Consider the following 23,108-nt stretch of genomic DNA (forward strand, 5'->3'; position numbering starts at 1 on the left):
GAGATAGGCGGCGGCGCGGGGACGGTCAAATGCCGACGGACGGTGCGCGGTCAGAGATTCAGGCGCTTGAAGACGGGTTCGGGGATCGCTGCGATCACCGCCATGACGAGGCGCCAGATCTTGCGCACGTAGACGACATCGCCGCCCCCTTGCGCGGCGGCGTAGACCGCCTGCCCGACCTCGGAGGGCTCGCCGGTCAGGAGGGGCGGCAGGCGCAGGCCGCGGGTCATCCGGGTGCGCACGAAGCCCGGCTTCACCGTCACCACCCGCACCCCGCTCTTGGCCAGGCGGTTGCGCAGACCGGAGAGGAAGGCGGTGAAGCCGGCCTTGCCGGCGCCGTAGACGTAGTTCGAGCCGCGGCCGCGGTCGCCGGCCACCGAACTGATCCCGACAATGGCGCCGCTTCCACGCGCGGCGAAACGCTCGGCGATGAGGCCGAGCAGCAGGGATGGTCCCAGGAAATTCGTCCGCATCACCCCCTCGGCATGGGTGGGATCGACCTCGGCCCGCCCCTGGTCGCCGAGCTCGCCGACCGCGCAGACCACGGTGTCGGGCAGCGCCGGCAGCCCGTCGAGCCATGCTGCGAAGGAGTCCGTCTCGAGGATGTCGAGGCGCAGCAGCCCGACCTCGGCCCGGTGGCGCGCGACGAGGTCGTCGGCGTTGCGCTGCGCCCGCTCCGGGTCGCGCGCCGCCAGCAGGATGCGCCAGCCGGCCTGCGCGTAGCGCGCGGCCACGGCGTGGCCGATATCGGAGGTGGCCCCGACGAGGAGCAGGGTTCCGGCCATCACATTCCCAGGCGCACGGAGAGGCGGGAGGCGAGCACTCCTTCGGCGCCGAGCTGCCGGCGGAGATCTCGGAAGGTGGGGAGGGCCGGGTAGCCCGCCTCGAAGGTCTCGCGGCTCTGCCGGGCATCCTTGGCGAGGTAGAGCCGTCCACCCGCGGCGACGACGCTCCGGTCGAGTTCGTCGAGCAGGGCGAAGGTCGCCGCGTTCGCCGGCAGGTCGAGGGCCAGGGTGTAGCCGTCGATCGGGAAGGACAGCCCGCCGCCGCCGGGACCGAGCCGCTTGAGCACCGCCAGCGGCGAGGCGGTGCCGAGGCGGGCGACCCGGTCGAGCATCCCGGACAGCACGGCTTCGGCACCGCGCCGGGGCACGACGCATTGGTGCTGCACGAATCCGCGCGCCCCGTAGAGGCGGTTCCAGGCCGCGAGCCCGTCGAGGGGGAAGAAGTAGCTGTGCCACGGCACGAGGCCCGAGGCGCCGGCCGCCGCCCCGCGCCGGAAGTACAGCGCGTTGAAGGCCGTGACCGAGGCGCGGTTCAGGGTCCAGGCCGGCAATCCCGGCGGCACCGTGAGCCGACCGTGGGCCGGGATCGGAAACGGGTCGCGTCCGGCAGCGAGGCAGGCCTGCCGGCCGGCATGCTCGCCGCGATAGACGAGGCCGCGTCCGAGGGAGGCCCCGCGGGCGAGGCAGTCGATCCAGGCGACCGAGTAGGTCGCCGCGTCGTCCTCCTCCAGCGCCCGCAGCATCGCCGAAAGGTCGGCGGCGACGCGGGTCTGCTGGCAGATCCAGCCGCTCTCCACCGGCCGCAGGCGGAAGGTCGCGTCGAGGATCGTGCCGGTCAGCCCCATCCCGCCGAGCGTGAGGGCGAAGAGATCGGGGTTCTGGTCGCGCGAGCAGCGGCGCGGGACGCCGTCGGGCGTCAGCAGGGTCAGGGCCTCGACATGGGCGCCGAAGCCGCCCTCGCGGTGGTGGTTCTTGCCGTGGACGTCGGAGGCGATCATCCCGCCCAGCGTCACGAACTGCGTGCCGGGCACGACCGGCGGGAAGAAGCCCCGCGGCAGGAAGGTGCGGACGATGTCGGCCAGCGTCACGCCGGCCTCGGCCCGCAGCCGCCCGGTGGCGGGATCGAAGCCGCGCAGCCGGTCGAGGGCGCCGGTCAGGACCGTGGTGCGCTGGCCGACGGCCGCGTCGCCATAGGCGCGGCCGGCACCGCGGGCGATCACGCCGCGCCGGCCACGCAGGAGCATGGGCAGGGTCCCGGGCGCATCGGCCGCCAGGATCTCGCTGGCCGCGCGGGGATAGCGGCCCCAGCCGGAGAGCGTGCGCAGGCTTTGCGCCTCCGGGCCGGCTTCGGCGAGGGCAGGGGTCGCGAGCATGACCGACCCTCAGGCGGGGACCGGACCGGCCGGCCCGACCCCGGTCCCGACCGCAGCGGTCACGGTCGTGGTCGCAGCCTGCTCCCGGCGCAGGATGCGCCAGATCAGCGCGAGCAGGAGAAGGAAGGGCGGGGCAGCCAGCGAGATTCCGACGGGGAATGTCAGGGCCGTTCCATCCAGCCCCCCATGCAGCGGCGTCGCCGCGAGGCCGTAGCCGCCCACGATCCAGCCGAGACCGAGCAGGACAAGCGTCTCCCCGCGGCGCGCCTGCCGGAGGAGGTCCGGCAGCAGCAGGGCGAGGGCGACGCCGTAGAGCGGCAGGTCGTAGTCGTAGGCGTAGGGGCTGACGAACAGGCTCGCCAGCACGGCGAGACCGACGACCTGCCGCCGCGGCATCCCCTTCCAGAGGGCGAGCGGGATCAGGCCGAGAACCGCGACCGCGGTCGCGCCCTGTGCGGCGAGCGCCAGGGCGGCCGGCAGATCGAGGCTGCGCAGCCAGGCATAGACCGAGACCATCCGAAAGAGCGGGTAGGCGCCCGCGGCCAGAAACGCCTTGGCCTCGTCGACGCCGCCGAGGAAGGCCGGCCAGATCGCGGGGCCGAGCACGGCGGTGGAGAGGGCCAGGGCGAGCGCGGCCGTCGCGGCGACCAGCGCGAGGCATCGCCAGCGGCGCAGCACGAGGGCGCCGACCGCGAGGCCGACCGCGAGATGCGGCTTGATCACCATCAGACCGAGCGGCAGGCCGGCCAGCGTCCGCTCGCCGAGGAGCCCCAGGCTGGCCAGCCCGATCAGCGTGCCCGTGAGAAAGCCGTTCTGGCCGCCGGCCACCGCGACGAACAGGGCCGGCGCGAGCGCGACGATGACCGTGGCGAAAAGCGGGCCGGCGATCCGGCGCAGGACGAGCAGGTAGGCCGCGAGGGTCGCGCCGGCGAAGACGAGGTAGGCGAGGCCGATCGGCAGGGGGGCGAGGGCCGCCACCACGAGGTTGAAGGGCGGCGGATAGGTCCAGGGCAGGAAGGCCTGATCGCCGGTGAGCGCCTGCTGCGCCTCCAGCAGGGCCGGGAGATGGTAGGCCTGGGCGATATCGCCCCGCCACACCATCCGGCCGGCGATGTGGAAGGCGTCGAAATCCGTCAGTTCCTGGGCGGGAAGAAGCCCGGCGTAGCGCAGCGCCTTGCTGAGCATGACCGCGGCGAGGCTCAGGAGGAGCATCCGCACCACGAAGGGCGTGGCCAGCCTCTCGTGAAGTCTCGGTGCGCGGCCCGGATCTTGTTCCGGTCGGAGATCCATCATGGTCGAGCCGAGGCGGTCGGTGCGGGAAAGACTGTCTTCGGCACAGCCGCGCCGGTCCGCGACCAGACTTGTCACGGCGCGATTTAAGAAGCCGTTACGGGTTCCTTCCGAGCCAAGAGCGCCCAGCCTTCAGGAAAGGCCGGCTTCGTTTGCGCGAAGACCGTCCTCAGAACGCCGTGCGGCTGCGGATCGCCGCCGTCAGCGTGCCCTCGTCGAGGTAATCGAGCTCGCCGCCGACCGGCACGCCGTGGGCGAGGCGCGTGATCGTCAATCCGAGAGGCTTGAGCGATTCGGTGACGTAGTGGGCCGTGGTCTGGCCATCGACGGTGGCGTTCAGCGCCAGGATGATCTCCTTCACTCCCGGCTCGCTCGCCCGCTCCACGAGGCGGCCGATGGTGAGGTGCTCGGGCCGCACGCCGTCCAGCGCCGAGAGCACGCCGCCGAGCACATGGTAGCGCGCCTTGACCGCCCCTGAGCGCTCCAGCGCCCAGAGATCGGAGACGTCCTCGACCACGACGAGGGTGGTGGGATCGCGCGTCTCGTCCCGGCAGATCGTGCAGGGCTCGCTGGTATCGAGGTTGCCGCAGGAGCGGCAGACGACGATGCGCTCGGCCGCGATCCGCATCGCGTCGGCCAGGGGGGCGAGCAGGGTCTCGCGCTTCTTGATGAGCTGGAGCGCGGCGCGGCGGGCGGAGCGGGGCCCGAGGCCCGGCATCCGTCCCAGAAGCTGGATCAGGCGCTCGATCTCGGGGCCGGCGACGGCTTGGGGCATGCGGGGACGATACGGCTGTGGCTGAGGAAGGGCGGCGGGCGCACGCCCTCACATAAGCCTTCCGCCGGGATTTTGCCCGTTCAGGATCGCGACAGCCCGGCCGTCCCATGAAGAGCCGGCGTGCAAATTTTATTTGAACCCATACCAAGGATTAGTTGACGGCCAAGCCGGAGACCGATCCATTGAGGGCGGGGCGGTGAACCTGCGTGCGGCGGCCCTGACCGACCGCACGGACGCCCCGCCAGAACACGCGAAACAGCCGGACAGACCGGCGCGACGGCGCGATCAGGGGCCGTGAGGGAGGAAGTACCCGTGAAGACCATCGGCGAATTCAACGCGGCCCACGGTCCGGAGGCGATCGGCCTGACCGATCTCGCCGCCGTGCACTGGAACCTCGAAGCGCCCCGCCTCTACGAGGAGGCCCTGCGCCGCGGCGAGGCGCAGCTCGCCCGCGGCGGTGCGCTGGTCGCGACCACCGGCAGCCATACCGGCCGCTCGCCCAAGGACAAGTACGTGGTGCGCGACGCCGGCACCGAGAACGAGATCTGGTGGGACAACAACGGCTCGATCACGCCGGAGCAGTTCGCGACCCTGCTCGAGGATTTCCGCGCTCATGCGCAGGGCAAGGAGCTGTTCGCCCAGGATCTCTACGGCGGCGCCGATCCGGCCCACCGGGTGCAGGCGCGGGTCTATACCGAGCTCGCCTGGCACTCCCTGTTCATCCGCAACCTGCTGATCCGCCCGGAGCGCGACGCGCTGAGCGGTTACGTGCCGGAACTGACGATCATCGACCTGCCGAGCTTCCAGGCCGACCCGGCCCGGCACGGCTGCCGCTCCAAGACCGTGATCGCCATCGACTTCTCGCAGAAGATCGTGCTGATCGGCGGCTCGGCCTATGCCGGCGAGATGAAGAAGTCGGTCTTCACTTACCTCAATTATGTGCTTCCCGGCGCGGGCGTGATGCCGATGCACTGCTCGGCCAATGCCAGCCTCGATGAGACCGGCGATTCGGCCCTGTTCTTCGGCCTGTCGGGCACCGGCAAGACCACGCTCTCCAACGATTCCTCGCGCCAGCTGATCGGCGACGACGAGCACGGCTGGAGCCGGGACGGCATCTTCAACTTCGAGGGCGGCTGCTACGCCAAGACCATCCGGCTCTCGCGCAACGCCGAGCCGGAGATCTACGCCACCACCGAGCGCTTCGGCACGGTGATGGAGAACGTCGTCATCGACCCGCTCACCCGCGTGCCGGACTTCGACGAAGCCTCGCTCACGGAAAACACCCGCTGCGCCTACCCGCTCGACTTCATCGCGAATGCCAGCGCCACCGGCCGGGCCGGGCATCCGAAGAACATCGTGATGCTGACCTGCGACGCCTTCGGCGTGATGCCGCCGATCGCCAAGCTCACCGGCGCCGAGGCGATGTACCACTTCCTCTCGGGCTACACCGCCAAGGTGGCCGGAACCGAGCGCGGCCTGACCGCGCCGGAGGCGACCTTCTCCACCTGTTTCGGCGCACCGTTCATGCCGCGCCACCCGAGCGTCTACGGCAACCTGCTGCGGGAGCTGATGGCCGAGCACGGCGTCGATTGCTGGCTCGTCAATACCGGCTGGACCGGCGGCGGAGTCGGCACCGGGCGGCGCATGCCGATCCGCGTCACCCGCCGCCTGCTCTCGGCGGCGCTCGACGGCTCGCTGGCGCAGACCGAATTCCGTCGTGACCCGTATTTCGGCTTCTCGGTGCCGGTCGAGGTGCCCGGCGTCGAGACGCAGGTGCTCTCGCCGGTCGAGACCTGGACCAACAAGGCGGCGTTCGCCGAGACCGCCACGCGCCTCGTCACGATGTTCCGCGAGAACTTCAAGCGCTTCGAGAACCACGTCGATGCCGACGTGCGCGCCGCCGAGCCGGTCACCGCGCCGATCGCGGCCTGAGCGATCACCGCCCCTCCCCGCGCGAGCGGGGAGGGAACGAGGGCCTCAATCGACCTGATCGGCGTAGACGGCCTCGGCGCCCATGCCCTCTTCGAGCATCATCCGGGCCCGCGCCCGCAGCTTCTCCGTCTCGCTCTTGAGCTGGCCGCAGGCCGCGAGGATGTCGCGCCCGCGCGGGGTGCGCACCGGCGAGGCGTAGCCGGCGTTGAACACGATCTCGGAGAAGCGCTCGATCCGCTCCCAGTCCGAGCACTCGTATTTCGAGCCGGGCCAGGGGTTGAACGGGATCAGGTTGATCTTGGCCGGGATGCCCTTCAGGAGCCGCACCAGGGCGCGGGCATCGGCGTCCGAATCGTTGACGCCTTTCAGCATCACGTACTCGAAGGTGATGCGCCGGGCGTTGCTGAGGCCCGGATAGTTGCGGCAGGCGTCGAGCAGCTGCGCGATCGGGTACTTGCGGTTCAGCGGCACCAGCTCGTCGCGCAGCTCGTCGCGCACGGCGTGGAGCGAGATCGCCAGCATGGCGTTGGCCTCGAGCCCCAGCCGCTCGATCTGCGGCACCACGCCGGAGGTCGAGACGGTGATGCGCCGGCGCGACAGGCCGAGGCCCTCCTGGTCCGACATCACCGCGATGGCGTCGATGACCGCGTCGAGATTGTAGAGCGGCTCGCCCATGCCCATGAACACGATGTTGGTGACGAGCCGGCCGGCCTCACCCCCGTCCTTGCCCGGCATCTGGCCGGTGAAGTCGCCGAGCGCGTCGCGGGCGACGACGAGCTGCGCGACGATCTCCGCGGTCGAGAGGTTGCGCACGAGGCGCTGCGTGCCGGTGTGGCAGAACGAGCAGGTGAGGGTGCAGCCGACCTGGGACGAGACGCAGAGCGTGCCGCGATCGTCGCCGGGGATGTAGACGCACTCGATCTCGGCGCCGCGGTTGTGGTCGTGTGCGCCGGTGGGCGCCATGCGCAGCAGCCACTTGCGGGTGCCGTCGCGCGAGACCTGCTCGGTGACGACCTCCGGCCGGTCGAGGGTGAAGTGCTGCGCGAGCTGCGCCTTCAGCCCCTTGCCGACATTGGTCATCTCGGCAAAGTCGCGGGCGCCGCGCACGTAGAGCCAGTGCCAGATCTGGCTCACCCGCATCCGCGTCTCGCGCTCGGGCACGCCGATGCCGATGAGCGCCTGCTTGAGCCCCTCGCGGGTCAGGCCGACGAGGGAGGCCTTGCGGCCGGGCACGGTCGAGAGGGCGGTGACCTCGGGGGCCTTCTCGATTGCGGGGAGGGCGCGCGGTGCGCCCGGGGCGGAGTCGAACGACGCCGTCGCCATGGCTCAGGACCTTAGGAAGCTGGAACGGCTCCCATATAGGCGCATTCGGGCGGGAACGCGACTGCGCCCGCTCCAAACCTCCCGTGCATGGGGCTGGGGAGGTTCAGCCCCCCAGTTCCGCCTCCAGGAACGCCCGCACCTCGGCCGCGTCGATTCCCGGCGCGATGAAGCTCTGGCCGATGCCGCGGGCGAGGATGAAGGTGAGCTGGCCGTCGCGGACCTTCTTGTCCTGGGCCATGGCGTCGAGGAGCGCGTCGGGGTCGCCGCAGCCGCCGGGCACCTGCTGCAGGCGCGTCGGCAGGCCGGTCAGCGCGAGATGGTTGGCCACCCGCCCCGCATCCTGGCCGGGAGAGAGGCCGAGGCGCGCCGAGAAGCGGAAGGCGAGGGCCAGCCCGATCGCGACGCCCTCGCCGTGGACGAGGCGGGCCGCGTCGTAGCCGGTCAGCCGCTCCAGGGCGTGGCCGAAGGTGTGGCCGAGATTGAGCAGCGCCCGCTCGCCGTCCTCGCGCTCGTCGCGGGTCACGACCCCGGCCTTGGCGCGGCAGCAGGCGGCGACCGCCTCGTCGCGCTCCGGACCGCCGGAGAAGATGCCGGCCCAGTTCGCCTCGCACCACTCGAAGAACTCGGCGTCTCCGATCAGGCCGTACTTGGCGACCTCGGCGTAGCCCGCCCGCATCTCGCGCTCCGAGAGCGTGTCGAGGGTCGCCGTATCGGCGAGAACGAGGCGCGGCTGGTGGAAGGCCCCGATCAGATTCTTTCCCAGAGGCGAGTTGATTCCGGTCTTGCCGCCGACGGAAGAATCAACCTGAGCGAGCAAAGTCGTGGGCACCTGGACGAAGCGCACGCCGCGGCGCAGGGAGGCCGCCGCGAAGCCGGCGAGATCGCCGACCACGCCGCCGCCGAGCGCCACCACGAGGTCGCCGCGCTCGATCCTCGCGGCCAACAAACCGTCGCAGACGCGGGCAAACTCGGAATAACTCTTCGAGGCCTCCCCCGGCGGTACCGTGATAATCCCGCAGCGCAGACCGGCGGCCTCGAGGCTCGCCCGCACGCGCTCGCTGTAGAGGCCGGCGACCGTCTCGTCGGTGACGATGCCGGCGGCGCGGGCGCCGAGATCCCGCGCCTCCGCCCCCACCGTGTCGATGAGGCCGCGGCCGATGCGGATGTCGTATTCGCGCCCTCCCGAGAGGGGAACATTCACGCGCGAGGGTTGTTTCTGCATGGAAAATGTCAAATGTTGCTTTCGGGGCACGCTGGACGGATTGATGTGCACGTCGAGAGCCTCCATCACGTCCTCCACCACGCGGTCGTGGGACACCTCGCGGGACAGGACCGTGACATCAGCCTGGGCGTAGACCGGATGGCGCACCTCCATCAGCGCGCGCATGGTCGCCTCCGGATCCTCGGTCTGGAGCAGGGGGCGCGTGTTGCGCTTGCGCACGCGGCGCATCAGCACGTCGAGATCGGCCTTCAGCCAGACCGAGATGCCGCCCTCGGCGATCCGCGCCCGCGTCGCCTCGCGCATGAAGGCGCCGCCGCCGGTCGCCAGCACCATCGGCCCCTCGCGCAGCAGGCGCGCGATCACGCGCTCCTCGCCCTCGCGGAAGCTCGCCTCGCCGTAGATCGCGAAGATGTCGGCGATGGTGAGCTTGGCCGCCGCCTCGATTTCGTGATCGGCATCCTTGAACATCAGCCCGAGGCGGCTGGCGAGACGGCGCCCGACGGTGCTCTTGCCCGCCCCCATCAGACCGACGAGCACGATCGACCGGGTCCCAAGGCCGCGGCGCAGGCGTGCTTCAATCGGTTCACCGGGCGGCGCCGCCGGCAGCAGGGGGACGGTCATCGGGCGGTCATAGACGGTTTTGCGGATGCGGCGAAGCGTCGGGTATCGCCGTCCACGCCCGGCCGGAAGTCCCTAAATCGCGCCCTGCGTGCATTCCGAGCGGGATCCGCACAAAAACCCGGACCGGCAGGGGTTGCAAAGTGCCGCGTGGGCAGGAAGGCTCGTACGCGAGCGCGTGGGACGGCACCGCTCTCGACTCGGCATGCCTGCAGGTGTGCGGGGTCGAGTGCCCCCACGCTTAATGTCTCTGTGCCAGGAAAGTCATGTTGCCGTACGGATCCGTTTCCCTTCCCGTCACCCTGACCGACAGCGAGAGGGAGGCGAGCGATCCAGTCTCCGATCCGCGCATCGGCCCGCCCCGCCCTCAGCGCCTCAGCGGCCCGGCCGCCCGCGCCAGACCCACGCCGGTCTCGACGGATGCGCGGCTGCTCGCCATCGCCACGGAACACCTGACCCGGCTCGGCCCCAAGCGGGTGACCGTGGTGGCGGTCGCGGCGGAGGCCGGCATGACCCATGCCAACGTCTACCGCTACTTCCCCTCCAAGGACGCCCTGCTCGACGCCGTGGCCGGGCGCTGGCTGCGCGACCTCGAGACCAAGCTCGCCGGCATCGCCGACGCGCCCGATCCGGCCGACGACAAGATCGAGCGCTTCATCAGCGCGCTCGCCAGTGCCCAGAGCGAGATGCTGTCGCGCGAGCCGAACCTGTTCGCCGTGCATCTCGACGCCACCGTCGCCTCCCGCCCGATCGCCCGCCGCCACCGCGTGCGGCTGCGCGCCCTGGTCGAGCGCGTGGTGGAGGAAGGCATCGGCACCGGGGTCTTCGCCGCGCGCGACCGCGAGCGCGCCATCGCCGTCATCTTCGATGCCAGCTACCGCTTCACTCATCCGGTGGCGATCCAGCACGACGCGGACGTGCCCCGCGACCTGCTCGATGCCCGGCTCAGCGCCGTTATCCAGTCGATCCAGCGCGCCCTGCGGACCGGAACTTTCTGAATTACGAATATGTTTCCGGCGCTGCATCGCGGCGTGGCCGTACCCGCGTACAATGACAGATTGGGAATCCTGTCACCAAACCCTTGCCGACTGTCCTTCGTCGTCCGCCCCGAGTGCAAACGACTGATTTTGAAAGCTTTTCTCGAGCAATTGGCGCGCCGAAACGTTCACTGGCCCTGATCCAGCCTCACCCACCTGAACCTTCGTCGGGTTGAAGCCCTGTGGCTTTTCCGCCAAACACCGCCCCCATCAGAATTGATCGGCGAAGGTTCGGCCGCAGCGCACCATCCGCGACATCGCCGACACGTTTTTTCGAACCGTCGCGAATTCCGACCGGAGGCTAGACCATCCATGGCACGCAGCAAGATCGCGCTCATCGGAGCCGGGCAGATCGGCGGCACGCTCGCCCATCTCGCGGGCCTCAAGGAACTCGGTGACGTGGTGCTGTTCGACATCGTCGACGGCGTGCCGCAGGGCAAGGCGCTCGACATCGCCGAATCCGCCCCGGTCGACGGCTTCGATGCCAAGTATTCGGGCGCCAGCGACTATTCGGCGATCGCCGGCGCCGACGTGGTGATCGTCACCGCGGGCGTGCCGCGCAAGCCCGGCATGAGCCGCGACGATTTGATCGGCATCAACCTTAAGGTGATGGAAGCGGTCGGCGCCGGCATCAAGGAACATGCCCCGAACGCCTTCGTGATCTGCATCACCAACCCGCTCGACGCGATGGTGTGGGCGCTGCAGAAGTTTTCCGGATTGCCGACCAACAAGGTGGTGGGCATGGCGGGTGTGCTGGACTCGGCGCGGTTCCGCCACTTCCTCGCGGAAGAATTCGGCGTCTCGGTGGAGGACGTGACCGCCTTCGTGCTCGGCGGCCACGGCGACGACATGGTGCCGCTGACCCGATACTCGACGGTGGCCGGCGTGCCGCTGACCGATCTGGTCAAGCTCGGCTGGACGACCCAGGAGCGGCTCGACGCCATGGTCGAGCGGACCCGCAAGGGCGGCGGCGAGATCGTCAACCTGCTCAAGACCGGCTCGGCCTTCTACGCGCCGGCGGCCTCCGCCATCGCCATGGCCGAGAGCTATCTGCGCGACAAGAAGCGGGTGCTGCCCTGCGCCGCCTATCTCGACGGCCAGTACGGCATCGACGGCCTCTATGTCGGCGTGCCGGTGGTGATCGGCGAGAACGGCGTCGAGCGGGTCCTCGAAGTGACGTTCGACGAAGCCGAGAAGGCGATGTTCGAGAAGTCGGCCAACTCCGTGAAGGGCTTGATCGCGGCCTGCCAAGGCATCAACGACAAGCTCGCCTGATCAGAGCGGATGGCGCATGACCGGGAGCGAAGGGGAGGCCGCGGCGGCCTCTGCCCGCTCGGCGGATCCATTCGCCAGGCGCCACTCACTACTCGCTTCGAGGGGTTTCGATGAACATCCACGAATACCAGGCCAAGGCTGTCCTCAAGGAGTTCGGCCTGCCGGTCTCCCGCGGTGTGGCGATCTTCAAGCCGGAGGAGGCGGCCGCCGCGGCCGACGAGCTCGGCGGCCCGGTCTGGGTGGTGAAGTCGCAGATCCACGCGGGCGGGCGCGGCAAGGGCACCTTCAAGGGCGCGCCCGCGGGCGCCAAGGGCGGCGTGCGCGTCACCAAGTCCAAGGATGAGGTGGTGCAGTTCGCGTCCGAGATGCTCGGTGCGACCCTGGTGACGGTGCAGACCGGCGAGGCCGGCAAGCAGGTCAACCGCCTCTACATCGAGGAAGGCGCCTCGATCGCCGCCGAATTCTACCTGTCGATGCTGGTGGACCGCGAGACCGGCCGCGTCGCCTTCGTCGTCTCGACGGAAGGCGGCATGGATATCGAGCAGGTCGCCCACGACACCCCTGAGAAGATCGTCACCTTCTCGGTCGATCCGGCCACCGGCATCATGCCCCATCACGGCCGCGCCGTCGCCAAGGCGCTGGGTCTCTCGGGCCCTCAGGCCAAGGAAGCGGGGGCGCTCACCGAGAAGCTCTACGCGGCCTTCACGGCCAAGGACATGAGCATGCTGGAGATCAACCCGCTGGTGCTCACCGGCGACGGTGGCCTCAAGTGCCTCGACGCCAAGATCTCCTTCGACTCGAACGCCCTCTACCGCCACCCGGACATCGTGGCGCTGCGCGACGAGACCGAGGAGGACGCCAAGGAGATCGAGGCCTCGAAGTACGACCTCGCCTACATCGCGTTGGACGGCACGATCGGCTGCATGGTCAACGGCGCCGGCCTCGCCATGGCGACGCTCGACATCATCAAGCTCTACGGTGAAGAGCCGGCAAACTTCCTCGATGTCGGCGGCGGCGCGAGTGAGGAAAAGGTCACTGCGGCCTTCAAGATCATCACCGCCGACCCGCAGGTGAAGGGCATCCTCGTCAACATCTTCGGCGGGATCATGAAGTGCGACGTCATCGCCCGCGGCGTGATCGCGGCGGTGAAGGCGGTCGGCCTCGAGGTGCCGCTCGTCGTGCGCCTGGAGGGCACCAATGTCGAGGAGGGCAAGGAGATCATCCGGAACTCCGGCCTCAACGTCATCCCCGCGGACGATCTCGACGACGCCGCGCAGAAGATCGTCGCCGCGGTGAAGAAGGGCTGAGCTGACCGATGTCCATCCTGATCGACCAGAACACGAAGGTCATCTGCCAGGGCTTCACCGGCAAGAACGGCACCTTCCACTCCGAGCAGGCCATCGCCTACGGCACCAAGATGGTCGGCGGCACGAGCCCGGGTAAGGGCGGCTCGACCCATCTCGGCCTGCCGGTGTTCGACACCGTGGCCGAGGCGCGCGAGGCCACCGGCGCCGACGCCTCGGTCGTCTACGTGCCGCCGCCCGGCGCCGCGGACGCGATCTGCGAGGCGATCCAGGCCGAGATCCCGCTGATCGTCTGCATCACGGAGGGCATTCCGGTGCTCGACATGGTGCGGGTCAAGCGCGCGCTGGAGGGCTCGAAATCGCGCCTGATCGGGCCGAACTGCCCTGGCGTCGTCACCGCGGGCCAATCGAAGATCGGCATCATGCCGGCCAACATCTTCAAGCCGGGCTCGGTCGGCATCGTCTCGCGCTCCGGCACGCTGACCTACGAGGCGGTGTTCCAGACCTCGAATGCCGGGCTCGGGCAGACCACGGCGGTCGGCATCGGCGGCGACCCGGTCAAGGGCACCGAGTTCATCGACATGCTGGAGCTGTTCCTCGCCGACCCGAAGACCGAGTCGATCGTGATGATCGGCGAGATCGGCGGCTCGGCCGAGGAAGAGGCGGCGCAGTTCCTGGCCGACGAGGCCAAGCGCGGCCGCAAGAAGCCGATGGTCGGCTTCATCGCCGGCCGCACGGCGCCTCCGGGCCGCCGCATGGGCCATGCCGGCGCCATCATCTCCGGCGGCAAGGGCGGCGCCGAGGACAAGATCGCGGCGATGGAGGCGGCGGGCATCCGCGTGTCGCCCTCGCCGGCCCGTCTCGGCTCCACCCTCGTGGAAGTGCTGAAGGGTTGATGGGGTCTGTAACCGGGTCCTGCGCGGTTGTGTTGCACCGCACGCAAGCGCCTGCGACCCATATGAAAGACGATGTCGGGGCGCGCCCGCGCCCCGGCCGGATCCGGAGGCGCGACGCGGGGCGGTAGCCCCCCGCTCAGCCCTGCCACCGGATCGGACACGACGCGGCGGCCCGCTGGAACAGCGCCGCCCGAGCGGTAGGACAGGCAGCGATGGCACGCCAGGACGCGAACGAAGCCCTTCTCCAGACCTCCTTCCTCTACGGCGCCAACGCCGCCTGGATCGAGGAGCTGCAGGCGGCCTATGCCCGCGACCCGAACTCGGTCGATCCCGAGTGGCAGCAATTCTTCAGGGAGCTGGGCGAGGACGACGCCCTGGTGAAGAAGAACGCCGAGGGCGCGTCCTGGGCCAAGCCCAACTGGCCGGTGCCGCTCAACGGCGAGATCGTCTCGGCGCTGGACGGCAACTGGGGCGCACTGGAAAAGGCGCTCGGCGAGAAGATCCAGGCCAAGGCCCAGCCCGGCAAGCCCGGCGACTCCGCCAAGGGCGCGGCGATCGTCGCCGCCACCGGCGTCTCGGTCGAGCAGGCCACCAAGGATTCCGTGCGCGCGATCATGCTGATCCGCGCCTACCGCATGCGCGGCCACCTGCACGCCAAGCTCGATCCGATCGGGCTCGCCCCGCGCGGCGACCACGAGGAACTGCACCCGCAGCATTACGGGTTCCAGGAGAGCGACTGGGACCGCAAGATCTTCCTCGACAACGTGCTCGGCATGGAATTCTCGACGATCCGCGAGATCGTCGCCATCCTGGAGCGCACCTATTGCCAGACGCTCGGCGTCGAGTTCATGCACATCTCCGATCCCGAGGAGAAGGCGTGGATCCAGGAGCGCATCGAGGGCAAGGACAAGGAGATCTCCTTCACTCCCGAAGGCCGTAGGGCGATCCTGAACAAATTGATCGAGGCCGAAGGTTTCGAAAAATTCCTCGATCTCAAGTATACCGGCACCAAGCGTTTCGGCCTCGACGGCAGCGAGTCGATGGTCCCGGCGCTGGAGCAGATCATCAAGCGCGGCGGCGCGCTCGGCGTCGAGGAGATCGTGCTCGGCATGGCCCATCGCGGCCGGCTGAACGTGCTCACCAACGTGATGGCCAAGCCCTTCCGCGCAGTGTTCCACGAGTTCAAGGGCGGCTCGGCCTCTCCCGCCGAGGTCGAGGGCTCGGGCGACGTGAAGTACCATCTCGGCGCCTCCTCCGACCGCGCCTTCGACGACAACACCGTCCACCTCTCGCTCACCGCCAACCCGTCCCACCTCGAGATCGTCGATCCGGTGGTGCTCGGAAAGGTGCGGGCCAAGCAGGACCAGAAGGCCAAGCCGAACGTCGAGCGCCGCAAGGTGCTGCCGCTGCTGATCCACGGCGACGCGGCCTTTGCCGGCCAGGGTGTGGTGGCGGAATGCTTCGGCCTGTCGGGCCTGAAGGGCCACCGCACCGGCGGCTCGATCCACTTCATCATCAACAACCAGATCGGCTTCACCACCGACCCGCGTTTTTCGCGATCATCGCCCTACCCCTCGGACGTCGCCAAGATGGTGGAAGCTCCCATCTTCCACTGCAACGGCGACGACCCCGAGGCCGTGACCTTCGCCGCCAAGGTCGCGACCGAGTACCGCCAGAAGTTCGGCAAGCCGGTCGTGATCGACATGCTGTGCTACCGCCGCTTCGGCCATAACGAGGGCGACGAGCCGGCCTTCACCCAGCCGAAGATGTACCAGCGGATCCGCAAGCATCCGACCGCGCTGGAGACCTACGGCAAGAAGCTCGTCGAGCAGGGCGACCTGACCCAGGAGCAGCTCGACGCCCGGAAGGCCGAGTTCCGCTCGATGCTGGAGAGCGAGCTCGACATCGCCGGCGGCTACAAGCCGAACAAGGCCGACTGGCTCGACGGGCGCTGGTCCGGCTTCAAGGCCGTGCGCGAGGATGTAGACGATCCCCGCCGCGGTCGCACCGGCGTGCCGGTCGAGACCCTGCGCGACATCGCCACCCGGATCACCACGCCGCCGCCGGGCTTCCACCTGCACCGCACGATCCAGCGCTTCTTCGACAACCGCGCCAAGGCGGTCGAGACCGGCGTCGGCATCGACTGGGCGACCGCCGAGGCTCTGGCCTTCGGCTCGCTGCTGATCGAGGGCCATCGCGTCCGCCTCTCGGGCCAGGACGTCGAGCGCGGCACCTTCTCCCAGCGCCACGCCGTGGTGATCGATCAGGAGAACGAGCAGCGCTACACGCCGCTGAACTCCGTGCGCGAGGGGCAGGCGAGCCTGGAGGTCATCAACTCGATGCTCTCCGAGGAGGCGGTGCTCGGCTTCGAGTACGGCTACTCGCTCGCCGAGCCGAACTCCCTGGTGCTGTGGGAGGCGCAGTTCGGCGACTTCGCCAACGGCGCGCAGGTCGTCATCGACCAGTTCATCTCATCGGGCGAGCGCAAGTGGCTGCGCATGTCCGGCCTCGTGATGCTGCTGCCGCACGGCTACGAGGGCCAGGGACCGGAGCACTCCTCCGCCCGTCTGGAGCGCTATCTCCAGATGTGCGCCGAGGACAACATGCAGGTCGCCAACTGCTCGACGCCGTCGAACTACTTCCACATCCTGCGCCGTCAGCTGAAGCGCGACTTCCGCAAGCCGCTGATCCTGATGACGCCGAAATCGCTGCTGCGCCACAAGCGGGCGGTCTCGAAGATCGAGGACATCGCGGAGGGCTCGACCTTCCACCGCATCCTGTGGGACGACGCCGAGCACGACGAGAACGGCGTGAAGCTCGTGCGCGACGACAAGATCCGCCGCGTCGTGCTGTGCTCGGGCAAGGTCTATTACGACCTCTTCGAGGAGCGCGAGAAGCGCGGCGTCAACGACGTCTACCTGATGCGCGTCGAGCAGCTCTACCCGTTCCCGCTCAAGGCGCTGGCCAACGAGATGAGCCGCTTCCGCAACGCGGAGGTGGTGTGGTGCCAGGAAGAACCCAAGAATATGGGCTCGTGGACCTTCGTCGAGCCCTATCTCGACTGGGTGCTGGGCCAGGCCGGCTCCGCCTCGAAGCGGCCGCGCTACGTCGGCCGTCCGGCCTCGGCCTCGACCGCGGTCGGCCTGATGTCGAAGCACCTCGCCCAGCTCCAGGCGTTCCTCAACGAGGCGCTGGCGGTCTGAGGCCGCCGGCCCCCTCTCGATCGATCCACCAACCGGGGCCGCGCCGCCCGATGCGCGCCCCGAAACTTCGGTGAACACAGATTATGGCGACCGATATCCTCGTCCCTACGCTCGGCGAATCCGTCAGTGAGGCCACGATCGGCCGCTGGTTCAAGAAGCCCGGCGATGCGGTGGCCGCCGACGAGCCCCTGGTGGAGCTCGAGACCGACAAGGTCACCCTCGAGGTGAACGCGCCGGCCGCGGGCCAGCTCGGCGAGATCCTCGTCAAGGACGGCGAGACGGTGGAGCCCGGCGCGGTGCTCGGCTCGATCGTCGAGGGCGGCAAGGCTGCCGAGAAGGGGGCCGATAAGGGCGCGGGCAAGTCGGACGCCAAGCCGGCCCCGAAGAGCGCCGCGCCGGCCGAGACCAAGGCGCAGTCCCGCGAGGAGAAGGGTGAGGGCAAGCCCGCCAAGGAAGAGGCGCCGGCCCAGCAATCCTCCGCCTCCTACGGCAGCCACGGCGATGCACCGCCGGCCGGGGGCCGTGGCGTCGACGAGAGCGGCCCGGCGGTGGCCAAGCTCGCGCGCGAATCCGGCATCGATCCGGCGAGCCTCAACGGCAGCGGCAAGGACGGCCGCGTGACCAAGGGCGACATGCTCGCCGCGATCGACAGGGGCGTCGCGAAGGCGCCGGCTCAGGAGACCAAGGCTCCGGCCCCGCCGCGCGCGCCCTCCGCGCCGGACGACGCCGCGCGCGAGGAGCGCGTGCGGATGACCAAGCTGCGCCAGACCATCGCGAAGCGCCTCAAGAGCGCCCAGGACACGGCGGCGATGCTGACCACGTTCAACGACGTGGACATGGGCGCGGTGATGGCGCTCCGCTCGCAGTACAAGGACATCTTCGAGAAGAAGCACGGGACGAAGCTCGGCTTCATGGGCTTCTTCACCAAGGCGGTGATCGGCGCACTCAAGGACGTGCCGGCAGTCAATGCCGAGATCGACGGGCAGGACCTCGTCTACAAGAACTACTACCACATCGGCATCGCCGTCGGCACCGATAAGGGCCTCGTCGTGCCGGTGGTGCGCGACGCCGACGACCTGTCGATCGCCGGCATCGAGAAGAAGATCGCCGGCTTCGGCAAGAAGGCGCGCGAGGGCAAGCTCTCCATCGACGAGATGCAGGGCGGCACCTTCACCATCACCAATGGCGGCATCTACGGCTCGCTGATGTCGACCCCGATCCTCAACGCGCCGCAATCGGGCATCCTGGGCATGCACCGGATCGAGGAGCGGCCGGTCGTGCGCGGGGGCAAGATCGAGGCGCGGCCGATGATGTATCTGGCCCTGTCCTACGATCACCGCATCGTCGACGGGAAGGAGGCCGTCACCTTCCTCGTCCGCGTCAAGGAGGCGCTGGAGGATCCGGCCCGCCTCGTGCTGGATCTTTGATCCGAAGCGGTCGCGTGCCGGGCTCCTCCGCCGGTTTCCGGTCCGAGGGCTCGGCCCCGCGGCCGGTCGCATGACCATGCCTCGATTGTCCGAACCGAGCCGGCGCGCCGCCCTCGGCCTCGCCACGGTGGCGGTCGGGGCCGGGCTCGCGGCGGCACTCGCCAAGCTCTTCCCGTGGCAGCGGGCGGGCCGCGACGGAGACCGACCGGTGGCCGACACGCCCTACGACGCCAGAGAGAACGACGCCAACCTGTCGGTGACCGGACTGGCGGAGGGCGAACTGGGCGAGCGCGGCATCACCCGCATGACCCTCGGCCTCCTGCCGTTGCCGGGCGGCGCGGTGATCGCCGCAGATCCGCTGGTGCAGCCCGACCGCGAACCCTTCACCCGCAAGGTGTCGCCGGGTGAGTACCCGGTCACGCTCTACCGCGCGCAGGACCGCGTCGCCCTGGCCGAGCTTCGCTTCGGGGAGGGGAGGCCGGACCGCTGGGAGCTCGCCCTCGTGCCGGGCCAGGACATAGCCGCCCTGAAGGCGGGCGAGATCTTCGGCTATCCCGTCGATGCCGGTCTCGGCTGCTTCATGGACCCGGTCGCTCGCGATGCCATGCAGCGCCGCGATGCGCAGGAGCAGAAGCGGAGCGGCTACGGCAACTATTACGACGACGTGCTCGCAGGCGAGTTGAAGGACTCGGATCTGAACTGGGTCATGCACCAGCCGCTGCCGGATGATCCGGCCCGGATCGCGGTCTTCGCCAGCGGCTGGGGCGACGGGGTCTACGCCTCCTACTGGGGACTCGACGCGGGCGGCCGGATGCTCCGGCTCGTCACCGATTTCGGCGTGATCGAGAACGGCGACGGGCGCGATCCGCGCCATGTCGCCCTCGCCGCGGCCCTGGCCGCCCTGACCCCGGAGCAGCGCCGCGACAGCGCGAAGGGCTACGAGGCGCCGAGGTCCGACGATCTCGCGACCTTCTCGGCCATGCTGGCGCAGGGCCGGATCGCACCCGAGACGCCGATCGAGGCCGCCCAGGGCACCTTCACCTTCGAGGCGATCCGCCTCGACAAGCCGGAGGCGCTCGAACGCCTCGTCCGCCACGGCGCGACGACCCTGATGCCGCCCTACCTGCAGATCGGCGACGAGCGGAAGACCTATCCGGCCTACGCCCGCGAACTCACCGCACCCCGGTCGCCGCAACTCCTCGCCGTCATCGAGGCCTGGGAGCGCACCGGCTCAACTGACACGCCATCACGAGGACAGACCCAACCATGAGCTACGATCTCGTCGTCATCGGCACCGGCCCCGGGGGCTATGTCTGCGCCATCCGCGCCGCCCAGCTCGGGCTGAGGACCGCGGTGGTCGAGAAGCGGGCGACCCACGGCGGCACCTGCCTCAATGTCGGCTGCATCCCCTCCAAGGCGCTGCTGCACGCCTCCGAAGCCTTCGAGGAGGCCAACAAGCACTTTTCGGAGCTGGGCATCGATGTGGGAACACCAAAGCTTGATCTGAAGAAAATGCAGGCGTTCAAGCAGGGCGGCGTCGACGGCAACACCAAGGGCGTCGAGTTCCTGCTCAAGAAGAACAAGGTCGAAACCTATCACGGCCGCGGCCGCATCGCCGGGGCCGGCCGCGTCGAGGTGATCTCGGACGACGGCGGCAACCAGATGCTGGAGACCAAGAACATCGTCATCGCCACCGGCTCCGACGTGACGCGGCTGCCGGGCGTCGAGATCGACGAGAAGACGGTGGTCTCCTCCACCGGCGCGCTCGAACTCGCCGAGGTGCCGAAGAAGCTGGTCGTGATCGGCGCGGGCGTGATCGGGCTCGAACTCGGCTCGGTCTGGCGCCGGCTCGGCGCCGAAGTGACGGTGATCGAGTATCTCGACCGCGTGCTGCCGGGCATGGACGGCGAGGTCGGCAAGCAGTTCCAGCGCATCCTGGCCAAGCAGGGCATGGTCTTCAAACTCTCGACCAAGGTCACCGGCGTCGAGGTCAACCAGAAGGGGCGCGCGACCGTCACCGTCGAGCCGGCGCAGGGCGGCGAGTCCGAGACGCTCGAGGCCGACGTGGTGCTCGTGGCCATCGGCCGCGTGCCCTACACGGAGGGACTCGGGCTGGAGACGGTGGGGGTGGCCACCGACAACAAGGGCCGGATCGAGACCGACAACCACTACGCCACCAACGTCACCGGCATCTATGCCATCGGCGACGTGATCGCCGGGCCGATGCTCGCCCATAAGGCCGAGGACGAGGGCGTCGCGGTCGCCGAGATCCTGGCCGGGCAGTCGGGCCACGTGAATTACGGCGTCATCCCGAACGTCGTCTACACCTTCCCCGAGGTCGCCTCGGTCGGCAAGACCGAGGAGGAGCTGAAGAAGGACGGGATCAGCTACAAGGCCGGCAAGTTCCCGTTCACGGCCAATGGCCGCGCCAAGGCCAACGGCACCACGGACGGCTTCGTGAAGATCCTCGCCGACGAAAAGACGGATCGCGTGCTCGGCGTGCACATCGTCGGGGCCGATGCCGGCAACCTCATCGCCGAGGTCGCGGTGGCGATGGAGTTCGCGGCCTCCGCCGAGGACATCGCCCGCACCTGCCACGCCCACCCGACGCTGACGGAGGCCGTCAAGGAAGCCGCGCTCGCCGTCGGCAAGCGGGCGATCCACGTCTGAGCCCTACGTCCCGGACGCCGCGCCGCGGCGCGGCGTCCGGGGAAGCGTGTTCGGACGATCGGAGGCGCTGGCTCGACAAAACAGGAGCGGCCATCTCGAAAGTGCGTTCTTCAGATCTGCGCGAGACGCTTCTGTATGATTTCATACAAATCAAGTTTGAGCGAAAGATCGATCAAGTGATCGCGATCGCCCTCAGATTGCTGTGCATGCGACTTTCTGTCGTTCGGTGATCGAGCTCCCGCCGGCTTTCCCGGGAACATCGTCCGGTGCCATCGTATTGAGATGCGTGATCCGGCCCCCGTGGGTCACATCCACGGGAAGTCTGTCCTCATGCCCAATTCGCCCGAGAAGCCCAGCGCGCCCGGCCCCAACACGCCGGTGAGCGGCAGCGGGCCCACCGGTGTCATCGATCAGCATCACGACATCTTCTTCGCGGCGGTCGAGCGGACCCGGATGCCGATGATCGTCACCGATCCGCACCAGCCGGACAATCCGATCATCTTCGCCAACCGCGCCTTCATCCGCATGACCGGTTACGGGATCGAGGAGCTGATGGGGAACAATTGCCGGTTCCTCCAGGGTCCCGACACCGACCGAGATACCGTCGCGGAAGTCCGCGACGCCGTCATGGAGCACCGGGAATTCGCCACCGAAATCCTGAACTACCGCAAGGACGGCTCCTCGTTCTGGAACGCGCTGTTCGTCAGCCCCGTCTTCAACCGGTCGGGCGACCTCGTCTACTTCTTCGGCTCGCAGCTCGATGTCTCCCGCCGCCGCGACGCGGAGGAATCGCTGCATCAGGCGCAGAAGATGGAGAGCCTGGGCCAGCTCACCGGCGGCATTGCGCATGACTTCAACAACCTGCTGCAGGTCATCACCGGCCATAACGAGGTGATGCTGGCGCTGCTCGATCATCCGACGCTCGATGCCGGGCGCCTGCGCCGGGCGGGCGAGGCGGTGCGGGACGCCAGCGAGCGTGCCGCCAAGCTGACGCATCAGCTCCTCGCCTTCTCGCGCAAGCAGCGGCTGGAAGGGCGGCTCCTGAACCTCAACGGCCTCGTCCAGAACATGGGCGAGATGGCCGAGCGCACGCTCGGCGAGCAGGTCGTGCTGCGGGTGCTGCCGGCGCCGAACCTGTGGACGACGCGCATCGACCCGACCCAGGCCGAGGTCGCGCTGCTCAACGTCCTCATCAACGCCCGCGACGCCATGCCGAACGGCGGCACGGTGACGGTGAAGACCGAGAACCTGCTGGTCGAGGACGAGGACACCGCCCTCTACAAGACCGTGCCGCCCGGCGCCTACGTGGTGGTCTCGGTGACCGATACCGGCACCGGCATGCCCCCGGAGATCCTCACCCGCGTCATGGAGCCGTTCTTCACCACCAAGGGCGAGGGCAAGGGCACGGGGCTCGGGCTCGCCATGGTCTACGGTTTCGCCAAGCAGTCCGGCGGCTCGGTGAAGATCTATTCCGAGGTCGGGCACGGCACGACGGTGCGGCTCCTCTTCCCCGCCTCGGACCAGAAGGCCGAGGACGAGCAGAAGCCCTCGAACCGCGCCGCCGACCGGCACGGCTCCGAGACGGTGCTCGTCGTGGACGACCGGCCCGACGTGGCGGCCACCGCGGGGGTCATCCTGGAGGATTTCGGCTACAAGGTTACCGTGGTCGACGGTCCCACGGCGGCGCTCGACATCCTCGACGGCGAAGGGCGCATCGACCTGCTGTTCACCGACCTGATCATGCCCGGCGGCATGAACGGCGTGATGCTGGCCCGCGCCGCGCGGGAGCGGCAGCCCAAGATCAAGGTGCTGCTGACGACCGGCTACGCCGAGGCCTCGATGGAGCGCACCGACGCCGGCGGCACCGAGTTCGAGATCATCAACAAGCCCTACAAGCGGATGGAGCTGGCCCGCCGGGTACGCCGGGTGATCGACGGGCCGACGGGGGTCGGATAGGGCTTCCCGATCGAGTCAGGCG

Annotated in this window: 16 protein-coding genes; 10 read left to right on the forward strand and 6 right to left on the reverse strand. The window is 69.2% G+C overall.

All coding sequences use genetic code 11. The annotated features are described in order from the left end of the window. Window positions 1-50 precede the first annotated feature (50 nt). The 4 genes from HNR01_RS13895 to recR form a co-directional block, all read right to left on the reverse strand. The gene (locus HNR01_RS13895) at window positions 51-785 is read right to left on the reverse strand and encodes an SDR family oxidoreductase (RefSeq protein WP_183668095.1); all 735 of its coding nucleotides are present in this window, start codon (window positions 783-785) and stop codon (window positions 51-53) included. Continuing rightward, complete coding sequence (locus HNR01_RS13900) at window positions 785-2,158, reverse strand: FAD-binding oxidoreductase (protein ID WP_183668096.1); 1,374 nt, start codon at window positions 2,156-2,158, stop codon at window positions 785-787. The genes HNR01_RS13895 and HNR01_RS13900 overlap by 1 nt, the downstream gene beginning before the upstream one ends. 9 nt (window positions 2,159-2,167) lie before the next feature. Next, window positions 2,168-3,526, reverse strand: coding sequence for a glycosyltransferase family 87 protein (locus tag HNR01_RS13905; RefSeq protein ID WP_312893344.1), 1,359 nt, complete (start codon window positions 3,524-3,526; stop codon window positions 2,168-2,170). 91 nt (window positions 3,527-3,617) lie between these two features. Further along, the gene (gene recR / locus HNR01_RS13910; protein ID WP_183668097.1) at window positions 3,618-4,223 is read right to left on the reverse strand and encodes a recombination mediator RecR; all 606 of its coding nucleotides are present in this window, start codon (window positions 4,221-4,223) and stop codon (window positions 3,618-3,620) included. A 312-nt stretch (window positions 4,224-4,535) separates the two neighbouring features. On the opposite strand from recR, the gene HNR01_RS13915 reads away from it, so the two are divergent. Then, complete coding sequence (locus tag HNR01_RS13915; RefSeq protein ID WP_183668098.1) at window positions 4,536-6,155, forward strand: phosphoenolpyruvate carboxykinase; 1,620 nt, start codon at window positions 4,536-4,538, stop codon at window positions 6,153-6,155. A gap of 45 nt (window positions 6,156-6,200) precedes the next feature. Here the strand turns inward: HNR01_RS13915 and rlmN are convergent, their stop codons facing one another. Together rlmN and aroB are read right to left on the reverse strand one after the other, a co-directional pair. Further along, window positions 6,201-7,478 carry a dual-specificity RNA methyltransferase RlmN gene (rlmN, locus tag HNR01_RS13920; protein ID WP_017485068.1) on the reverse strand — a complete coding sequence of 426 codons (1,278 nt, stop codon included), beginning with the start codon at window positions 7,476-7,478 and terminating at the stop codon, window positions 6,201-6,203. Between the two features lie 103 nt (window positions 7,479-7,581). Beyond that, window positions 7,582-9,321, reverse strand: a complete 1,740-nt coding sequence (gene aroB, locus HNR01_RS13925; protein WP_183668099.1) for a 3-dehydroquinate synthase — start codon at window positions 9,319-9,321, stop codon at window positions 7,582-7,584. Between the two features lie 263 nt (window positions 9,322-9,584). Here aroB and HNR01_RS13930 point away from each other — a divergent pair, with 263 nt between their 5' ends. From HNR01_RS13930 to HNR01_RS13970, 9 genes are all read left to right on the forward strand, one after another. Beyond that, on the forward strand, window positions 9,585-10,316 hold the full coding sequence (locus tag HNR01_RS13930) for a TetR family transcriptional regulator (protein ID WP_183668100.1): 732 nt from the start codon (window positions 9,585-9,587) through the stop codon (window positions 10,314-10,316). 351 nt (window positions 10,317-10,667) lie between these two features. Next, entirely contained in the window at window positions 10,668-11,630 is a 963-nt protein-coding gene (gene mdh / locus HNR01_RS13935; protein WP_183668101.1) for a malate dehydrogenase, read from the forward strand. 110 nt (window positions 11,631-11,740) lie between these two features. Beyond that, window positions 11,741-12,937 carry an ADP-forming succinate--CoA ligase subunit beta gene (sucC, locus tag HNR01_RS13940; protein WP_096484664.1) on the forward strand — a complete coding sequence of 399 codons (1,197 nt, stop codon included), beginning with the start codon at window positions 11,741-11,743 and terminating at the stop codon, window positions 12,935-12,937. 8 nt (window positions 12,938-12,945) lie between these two features. Beyond that, entirely contained in the window at window positions 12,946-13,830 is an 885-nt protein-coding gene (gene sucD, locus HNR01_RS13945) for a succinate--CoA ligase subunit alpha (protein WP_183668102.1), read from the forward strand. Window positions 13,831-14,042: 212 nt separating this feature from the next. Continuing rightward, entirely contained in the window at window positions 14,043-17,033 is a 2,991-nt protein-coding gene (locus HNR01_RS13950; RefSeq protein WP_183668103.1) for a 2-oxoglutarate dehydrogenase E1 component, read from the forward strand. A gap of 83 nt (window positions 17,034-17,116) precedes the next feature. Then, window positions 17,117-18,460, forward strand: coding sequence for a 2-oxoglutarate dehydrogenase complex dihydrolipoyllysine-residue succinyltransferase (odhB, locus tag HNR01_RS13955; RefSeq protein ID WP_183668104.1), 1,344 nt, complete (start codon window positions 17,117-17,119; stop codon window positions 18,458-18,460). Between the two features lie 70 nt (window positions 18,461-18,530). Continuing rightward, the gene (locus tag HNR01_RS13960; protein WP_183668105.1) at window positions 18,531-19,730 is read left to right on the forward strand and encodes a DUF4241 domain-containing protein; all 1,200 of its coding nucleotides are present in this window, start codon (window positions 18,531-18,533) and stop codon (window positions 19,728-19,730) included. Next, a complete protein-coding gene (lpdA, locus tag HNR01_RS13965; RefSeq protein ID WP_183668106.1) occupies window positions 19,727-21,130 on the forward strand; it encodes a dihydrolipoyl dehydrogenase in 1,404 nt (467 codons plus the stop codon). Before HNR01_RS13960 ends, lpdA begins: the two co-directional genes overlap by 4 nt. A 330-nt stretch (window positions 21,131-21,460) precedes the next feature. Beyond that, window positions 21,461-23,086 (forward strand): hybrid sensor histidine kinase/response regulator, encoded by a 1,626-nt coding sequence (locus tag HNR01_RS13970; protein ID WP_183668107.1) that lies wholly within the window; start codon window positions 21,461-21,463, stop codon window positions 23,084-23,086. Window positions 23,087-23,108 lie beyond the last annotated feature (22 nt).

The organism is Methylorubrum rhodesianum (genome assembly GCF_014199985.1).
GTDB classification, from domain to species: Bacteria; Pseudomonadota; Alphaproteobacteria; order Rhizobiales; family Beijerinckiaceae; genus Methylobacterium; species Methylobacterium rhodesianum.

What these genes read in the sequence shown, in the direction of transcription:
- HNR01_RS13895 (WP_183668095.1), bottom strand. Translation starts at nt 785, where the DNA reads ATGGCCGGAACCCTGCTCCTCGTCGGGGCCACCTCCGATATCGGCCAC.
- HNR01_RS13900 (WP_183668096.1), bottom strand. Translation starts at nt 2,158, where the DNA reads ATGCTCGCGACCCCTGCCCTCGCCGAAGCCGGCCCGGAGGCGCAAAGC.
- recR (WP_183668097.1), bottom strand. Translation starts at nt 4,223, where the DNA reads ATGCCCCAAGCCGTCGCCGGCCCCGAGATCGAGCGCCTGATCCAGCTT.
- rlmN (WP_017485068.1), bottom strand. Translation starts at nt 7,478, where the DNA reads ATGGCGACGGCGTCGTTCGACTCCGCCCCGGGCGCACCGCGCGCCCTC.
- aroB (WP_183668099.1), bottom strand. Translation starts at nt 9,321, where the DNA reads ATGACCGTCCCCCTGCTGCCGGCGGCGCCGCCCGGTGAACCGATTGAA.
- HNR01_RS13930 (WP_183668100.1), top strand. Translation starts at nt 9,585, where the DNA reads ATGTTGCCGTACGGATCCGTTTCCCTTCCCGTCACCCTGACCGACAGC.
- mdh (WP_183668101.1), top strand. Translation starts at nt 10,668, where the DNA reads ATGGCACGCAGCAAGATCGCGCTCATCGGAGCCGGGCAGATCGGCGGC.
- sucC (WP_096484664.1), top strand. Translation starts at nt 11,741, where the DNA reads ATGAACATCCACGAATACCAGGCCAAGGCTGTCCTCAAGGAGTTCGGC.
- sucD (WP_183668102.1), top strand. Translation starts at nt 12,946, where the DNA reads ATGTCCATCCTGATCGACCAGAACACGAAGGTCATCTGCCAGGGCTTC.
- HNR01_RS13950 (WP_183668103.1), top strand. Translation starts at nt 14,043, where the DNA reads ATGGCACGCCAGGACGCGAACGAAGCCCTTCTCCAGACCTCCTTCCTC.
- odhB (WP_183668104.1), top strand. Translation starts at nt 17,117, where the DNA reads ATGGCGACCGATATCCTCGTCCCTACGCTCGGCGAATCCGTCAGTGAG.
- HNR01_RS13960 (WP_183668105.1), top strand. Translation starts at nt 18,531, where the DNA reads ATGACCATGCCTCGATTGTCCGAACCGAGCCGGCGCGCCGCCCTCGGC.
- lpdA (WP_183668106.1), top strand. Translation starts at nt 19,727, where the DNA reads ATGAGCTACGATCTCGTCGTCATCGGCACCGGCCCCGGGGGCTATGTC.
- HNR01_RS13970 (WP_183668107.1), top strand. Translation starts at nt 21,461, where the DNA reads ATGCCCAATTCGCCCGAGAAGCCCAGCGCGCCCGGCCCCAACACGCCG.